Source organism: Erwinia sp. S38 (assembly GCF_016624545.1).
Classification (GTDB): Bacteria; Pseudomonadota; Gammaproteobacteria; order Enterobacterales; family Enterobacteriaceae; genus Erwinia; species Erwinia coffeiphila.
Genome location: NZ_JACVTS010000052.1, coordinates 1 through 5,391, shown reverse-complemented (window position 1 = coordinate 5,391; position 5,391 = coordinate 1). Strand labels below are relative to the sequence as shown.

At 52.2% G+C, this 5,391-nt stretch carries 5 protein-coding genes and 2 tRNA genes; 4 read left to right on the top strand and 3 right to left on the bottom strand.

The window, feature by feature from the left end; all coding sequences use genetic code 11:
• The first annotated feature begins 326 nt into the window (after positions 1-326).
• Positions 327-1,736, top strand: a complete 1,410-nt coding sequence (gene gltX / locus IBT46_RS26845; protein WP_105593317.1) for a glutamate--tRNA ligase — start codon at positions 327-329, stop codon at positions 1,734-1,736.
• A 32-nt stretch (positions 1,737-1,768) separates the two neighbouring features.
• Here gltX and IBT46_RS26840 read toward each other — a convergent pair whose 3' ends face one another.
• Positions 1,769-2,242, bottom strand: a complete 474-nt coding sequence (locus IBT46_RS26840; protein WP_200548108.1) for an Rrf2 family transcriptional regulator — start codon at positions 2,240-2,242, stop codon at positions 1,769-1,771.
• A gap of 139 nt (positions 2,243-2,381) precedes the next feature.
• Here IBT46_RS26840 and IBT46_RS26835 point away from each other — a divergent pair, with 139 nt between their 5' ends.
• Positions 2,382-3,281, top strand: coding sequence for an NAD(P)/FAD-dependent oxidoreductase (locus tag IBT46_RS26835; RefSeq protein ID WP_200548107.1), 900 nt, complete (start codon positions 2,382-2,384; stop codon positions 3,279-3,281).
• 199 nt (positions 3,282-3,480) lie between these two features.
• Here the strand turns inward: IBT46_RS26835 and IBT46_RS26830 are convergent, their stop codons facing one another.
• Both IBT46_RS26830 and IBT46_RS26825 read right to left on the bottom strand, forming a co-directional pair.
• A complete protein-coding gene (locus IBT46_RS26830) occupies positions 3,481-3,834 on the bottom strand; it encodes a YfeC-like transcriptional regulator (RefSeq protein WP_200548106.1) in 354 nt (117 codons plus the stop codon).
• Between the two features lie 157 nt (positions 3,835-3,991).
• Positions 3,992-4,780, bottom strand: a complete 789-nt coding sequence (locus IBT46_RS26825) for a formate/nitrite transporter family protein (protein ID WP_200548105.1) — start codon at positions 4,778-4,780, stop codon at positions 3,992-3,994.
• A gap of 408 nt (positions 4,781-5,188) precedes the next feature.
• Here IBT46_RS26825 and IBT46_RS26820 point away from each other — a divergent pair.
• Both IBT46_RS26820 and IBT46_RS26815 read left to right on the top strand, forming a co-directional pair.
• Positions 5,189-5,264: transfer RNA gene (locus IBT46_RS26820), tRNA-Ala, on the top strand.
• A 48-nt stretch (positions 5,265-5,312) separates the two neighbouring features.
• Positions 5,313-5,388, top strand: a tRNA-Ala gene (locus IBT46_RS26815).
• The last annotated feature ends 3 nt before the right edge of the window (positions 5,389-5,391 follow it).

Below are 5,391 nucleotides of genomic sequence, written 5' to 3'. Positions count from 1 at the left end.
AACCGCCGACCCCCTCCGTGTAAAGGAGATGCTCTACCAACTGAGCTAATCACCCCCGCTGTGTGGAGTCGCATTATAGGGATACGCCGAAATGAGTCAACGCTTTTTCTAATTAAAATGTGAGTTCGCCTTAAAAATAGTCAGGATGTTCTCATTTCAGGCAAAAACAGAGGCTTGCCGAAGAAAATCACCGTGATGACCGGGGCAGAAGTGGGGATTGGCGTTGAGGATTCGTCTGCGAGTGATAGAATATCTGCCACGAAAATCAGACTGGCATAATTTGCCCTGACTCTGGCCAAAGCATCCGCGTAATAAGGCATTCATTAATGAAAATCAAAACCCGCTTCGCTCCCAGCCCAACTGGCTATCTGCACGTTGGCGGCGCTCGTACTGCACTTTACTCCTGGTTGTTTGCCCGTAATCACGGCGGTGAGTTTGTGCTGCGCATCGAAGATACCGATCTGGAGCGGTCAACCCAGCAGGCGATCGATGCCATTATGGATGGTATGAACTGGCTGAATCTCGACTGGGATGAGGGCCCGTACTATCAGACCAAGCGTTTCGATCGCTATAACGATGTTATCGATCAAATGCTGGAAGCCGGCACCGCGTACAAATGTTACTGCTCTAAAGAGCGTCTGGAAGCGCTGCGTGAGCAGCAAATGGCGAACGGTGAGAAGCCGCGTTATGACGGCCGCTGCCGCGATAGCCATGAGCATCACGCTGACGATGAGCCTTGCGTAGTTCGCTTCCGCAACCCGCAGGAAGGTTCGGTTATTTTTGACGACCAGATCCGCGGCCCGATTGAGTTCAGCAATCAGGAACTGGACGATCTGATTATTCGCCGCACCGACGGTTCGCCGACCTACAATTTCTGCGTGGTTATCGATGACTGGGATATGGGCATTACCCACGTGATTCGTGGTGAAGACCATATCAACAACACCCCGCGTCAGATCAACATTCTGAAAGCGATCGGTGCTCAGGTGCCGGTTTACGCCCACGTTTCGATGATCCTCGGCGACGATGGCAAAAAGCTGTCCAAACGTCACGGTGCGGTCGGCGTAATGCAGTATCGCGATGACGGCTACCTGCCGGAGGCGCTGCTGAACTATCTGGTGCGTCTGGGCTGGTCCCATGGTGATCAGGAGATTTTCTCCGTCGATGAGATGAAAAAGCTGTTCGATCTGGATGCGGTCAGCAAATCCGCCAGTGCGTTCAACACCGAGAAGCTGCAGTGGCTGAATCATCACTACATCAACACCCTTGCGCCGGAATATGTGGCGACTCACCTGCAGTGGCACATCGAGCAAGAAAATATTGATACCCGCACCGGACCGCAGCTGTCTCAGCTGGTGACACTGCTGGGCGAGCGTTGTAAAACACTGAAGGAGATGGCGGCATCCTGCCGTTACTTCTACGAAGACTTCGATGATTTCGATGCCGATGCGGCGAAGAAGCATCTACGTCCGGTGGCGCGTCAGCCGCTGGAAGTAGTGCGTGATAAGCTGGCCGCGGTTGCCGACTGGACGGCAGAAAACGTTCATCATGCCATTCAGGCGACGGCGGACGAGCTGGAAGTCGGCATGGGTAAAGTCGGTATGCCGCTGCGCGTTGCGGTAACCGGTGCTGGCCAGTCGCCGGGCCTTGACGTCACCGTGCAGGCTATCGGCAAATCACGCAGCATTGCGCGTATTGAGAAAGCGCTGGCGTTTATCGCCACCCGTGAAGGCTGATTTTAGCCTGTTCCTGATTTTATCCAGATAACTTAGCTCTTCAAACAATGCCGGCCACTCAGGTGGTCGGCATTTTTTTCAGCTCCTGCAAAACGTTGCTCAAAATCCTCCGCCAGCTGTTCCAGCGTTACGCTTCCCAGACGTTCAAGCAGGAGCGCCTGAGCGGCATCAAACGCCTCGCTAAGCGCCGCGTTAACGGCCTGTTCAACCAGGCATTCCGCATGATCGGTGGATAATCCAATGGCAAAGATCGTTGACGATCCCAAAGCCTGGTGAATATCCAGCAGGGTGATCTCCGCCAGCGGCTTAGCCAGCATCCATCCCCCACGATGACCTTTTTCTGAGCGTACAAATCCTTGTTCCCGCAGCAGGGCCATGGTCCGCCGTACGACTACCGGGTTGGTATTCAGCATTTGCGCGATGGTATCGGAAGTGGTGGCCGTTTCATGGCGTGCAATATGGATGAGTACGTGAAGCATGCGTGACAGACGTGTGTCGTTTCTCATAACGGTACGATCCTGAGCAAAGTTGTACGAATTATTACATGAAACAATAAAAGTTACGAGATGATTGACAGTGCGATATCACGTAACTTATGTTGTGACGATATTGATTCGGATGAGTCAACCAGACAGGAGATACCTTATGACTTTTGAAGCGATCGTTATTGGCGGCAGCTATGCTGGCCTTTCTGCGGGTCTGCAGCTGGCACGTGCACGCCGTAAGATCCTGATGATTGATGCCGGCCTGCGCCGTAATCGATTTGCCGGACATTCCCATGGATTTCTAGGGCAGGATGGCCGCGAGCCGGGCCAGATTGCCGATGAAGCGCGCAGGCAGCTAATGGCCTATCCCAGCGTTGAATGGCTTGCGCAGTCAGCGATCGAGGTGAAAAAAGAGGCGGGTGGTTTTATTGTCAGCACCCAGGACGGGCGAAGTTTTCATGGCCTGCGGCTGATTCTGGCGACTGGCGTGGTGGATGAACTTCCCGGCATTCCGGGGCTGCAGGAACGCTGGGGAAAACAGGTTTTTCACTGCCCCTACTGCCATGGCTATGAGCTGAACGGTGGTCCAATCGGCGTGCTGGCGGCTTCTCCCGGCGCTATTCATCATGCCATGATGTTGCCCGACTGGGGACCAACGACCTTCTTTTTAAATCAGGTATTCGAACCTGATTCAGAGCAGCTTGCCGGGCTTGCAGCACGCGGTGTCTTACTGGAGCGTGAGGCCGTGATCGCGATGGGAGGCGATACGCAAATTAACGTAACGCTCGCCGACGGGCGGGTGTGTAAACTGGCGGGGGTCTTTACCCAGCCGCGAACCCGCATGGCCAGTCCGATAGCTGCTGCATTAGGATGCGAATTTGAGGAGGGGCCGACGGGGCCGTTTATCAAGGTTGATGCCATGCGTGAAACCAGCGTTTCCGGCGTGTTTGCCTGCGGTGATGCATCGTTAGCTGCAGGGACAGTCGCTATTGCCGTCGGGGAGGGCGCACGCACGGGTAGTGCCGTTCATCATTCGCTCATTTATCGGCACGCGCGTTAGCCAGGAAAATGTTGAAAAGTTCCACCGTCACCCAACCAGGCTGAATCAGATAAACTGTGCCCGGGTGGTATTTCTGTTCAGGTTATCGCTAATCACTCCATTAAAAAGGGCCCATGAAAATCATGAGCCCCTTAATTACTCCAGTTACTGCGTTAATTAACCGAATCACATGAAGCGGTTTGGTCGCAGAACGGGTTGGTTAAACGTTACGAATTCCTAACCTTTGCAATATCCCCTGAATTCCTTCGCGCAGCAGTAATGCCATCAACTTTTCCTGTTCATCGGTGCTCAGCTGTTGCAGCGATGAAACCAGTAAAGCCGAAAGAGAACTCTGGTTAACGCGGTAATGCGCTGTGGGTTCAGTTGCGTGACGCGTTGATTTAAGGAATGATTTTACCTGGTCATCAATAAAAATCATTCTGGCTTTTCCACCCTGAACTCCGGGTTTTGGGGCGGTTGTCCAACCCTCTTTCTTAACCCATTTATTGATGGTTTGTCTGCTGAAACCTGTTTGCTGTGCCAGTTCTTCCGGCGTTAACCAATCCTTTTTCACTATCTATCCCTTTTAGCCGAACAAAGTAATTGAACATATTACAACAATTCATCACTTGAACAACTAATACAAATTACTAACCTTTAATGAAATGAGGGGAAAAATTAGTGGGACAATAGGAAATTTCCCCCGCTGCGGGCGCGCGGGGGAAGATAAATTAGCGGGAAACAGCCACTTCTTCGGTGCGGGGACGGTAGGCGATGTAATATGCCAGCCCGACAAACACCGCGCCACCAACGGTATTACCGAGGAACACGGCAACAAAGTTTGGCAGATATTCGGCCCAGCTCAGGTAACCGGCAAAAATTGCGGCAGGAACGATAAACATATTGGCTACGACGTGCTGGAAGCCGATGGCCACAAAGGCCATAACCGGAAACCACATGCCGAAGATTTTACCGACCACATCTTTACTGGCAAAAGCCAGCCAGGTTGCCAGGCAAACCAGCCAGTTGCAGCCAATACCTGAAATAAACGCGTGCATAAAGTCGGCATTAACCTTCGCACTGGCAATCGCTACGGTCTTCTTCAGGTAATCGCCTTCGGTCATGCCGATCATATGGCCAAACAGCCAGGCAATCGCCACGCTACCGATAAAATTACCGATAGTGACCCAGAACCAGTTACGCAGCAGGCTTAATGCGCTAATTTTGCGGGCAAACCAGGCAACAGGTAACAGCATCATGTTTCCGGTTAGTAGCTCACCGCCAGCCAGAATGGTCATAATAATGCCCACAGGGAAGACTGCAGCGCCAAGCAGCACCCCGAAGGAACCCCAGTCGGCAGGCAGTTGGTTAATGACGTGAATATAGAGCAGGAAGCCGAAGGCGATAAAGGCACCGGCCATGAAACCCAGAATTAATAACGAGGAGACGGATGAACGGCTTTTAACCACGCCTGCCTGAACGGCAAGAGCAGCAATTTCTTTTGGTGTGTGCAAAGACATGGGGGCTCTGATTTATAGTGATAATAAACTGCCGGATTCCGTCGCGTGCTGAAACGCGCGCATCCAGCGCAGAGAAGGCCCGGCATCCAAATTCGGGCGCAAGTTTTGCACGCTCAGTTAACAAAAACAAGCAACTTTACTTATAAAAATTACCAATAATTAACAGCGAAAGATAAGTGGCTGAACCAGGGGAAATCTTAGGGTGTTACGGGCGGAAGGTCGATCGTGGTGATAATAACCTGTCGTAATGAGTCAGGTGCGGTGAGGGTGCTAAACGGAAAATTAAGGCTTTTATCATCGCTTTGGCGTCTTTTTCAGCGATCGATCTCAGATTGTTAATTTGCCGTTGACACCAACCGCGCTGTTTCATATCATCCCCGCCGTCAACACGACACGGTTTTTCGGACTGGGGGTATAGCTCAGCTGGGAGAGCGCTTGCATGGCATGCAAGAGGTCAGCGGTTCGATCCCGCTTATCTCCACCAAATCTTACCAGAAGATTCAGGTGGCACCGAAAAACAGAGTTTAGTAGTGGGGGTATAGCTCAGCTGGGAGAGCGCTTGCATGGCATGCAAGAGGTCAGCGGTTCGATCCCGCTTATCTCCACCAAAT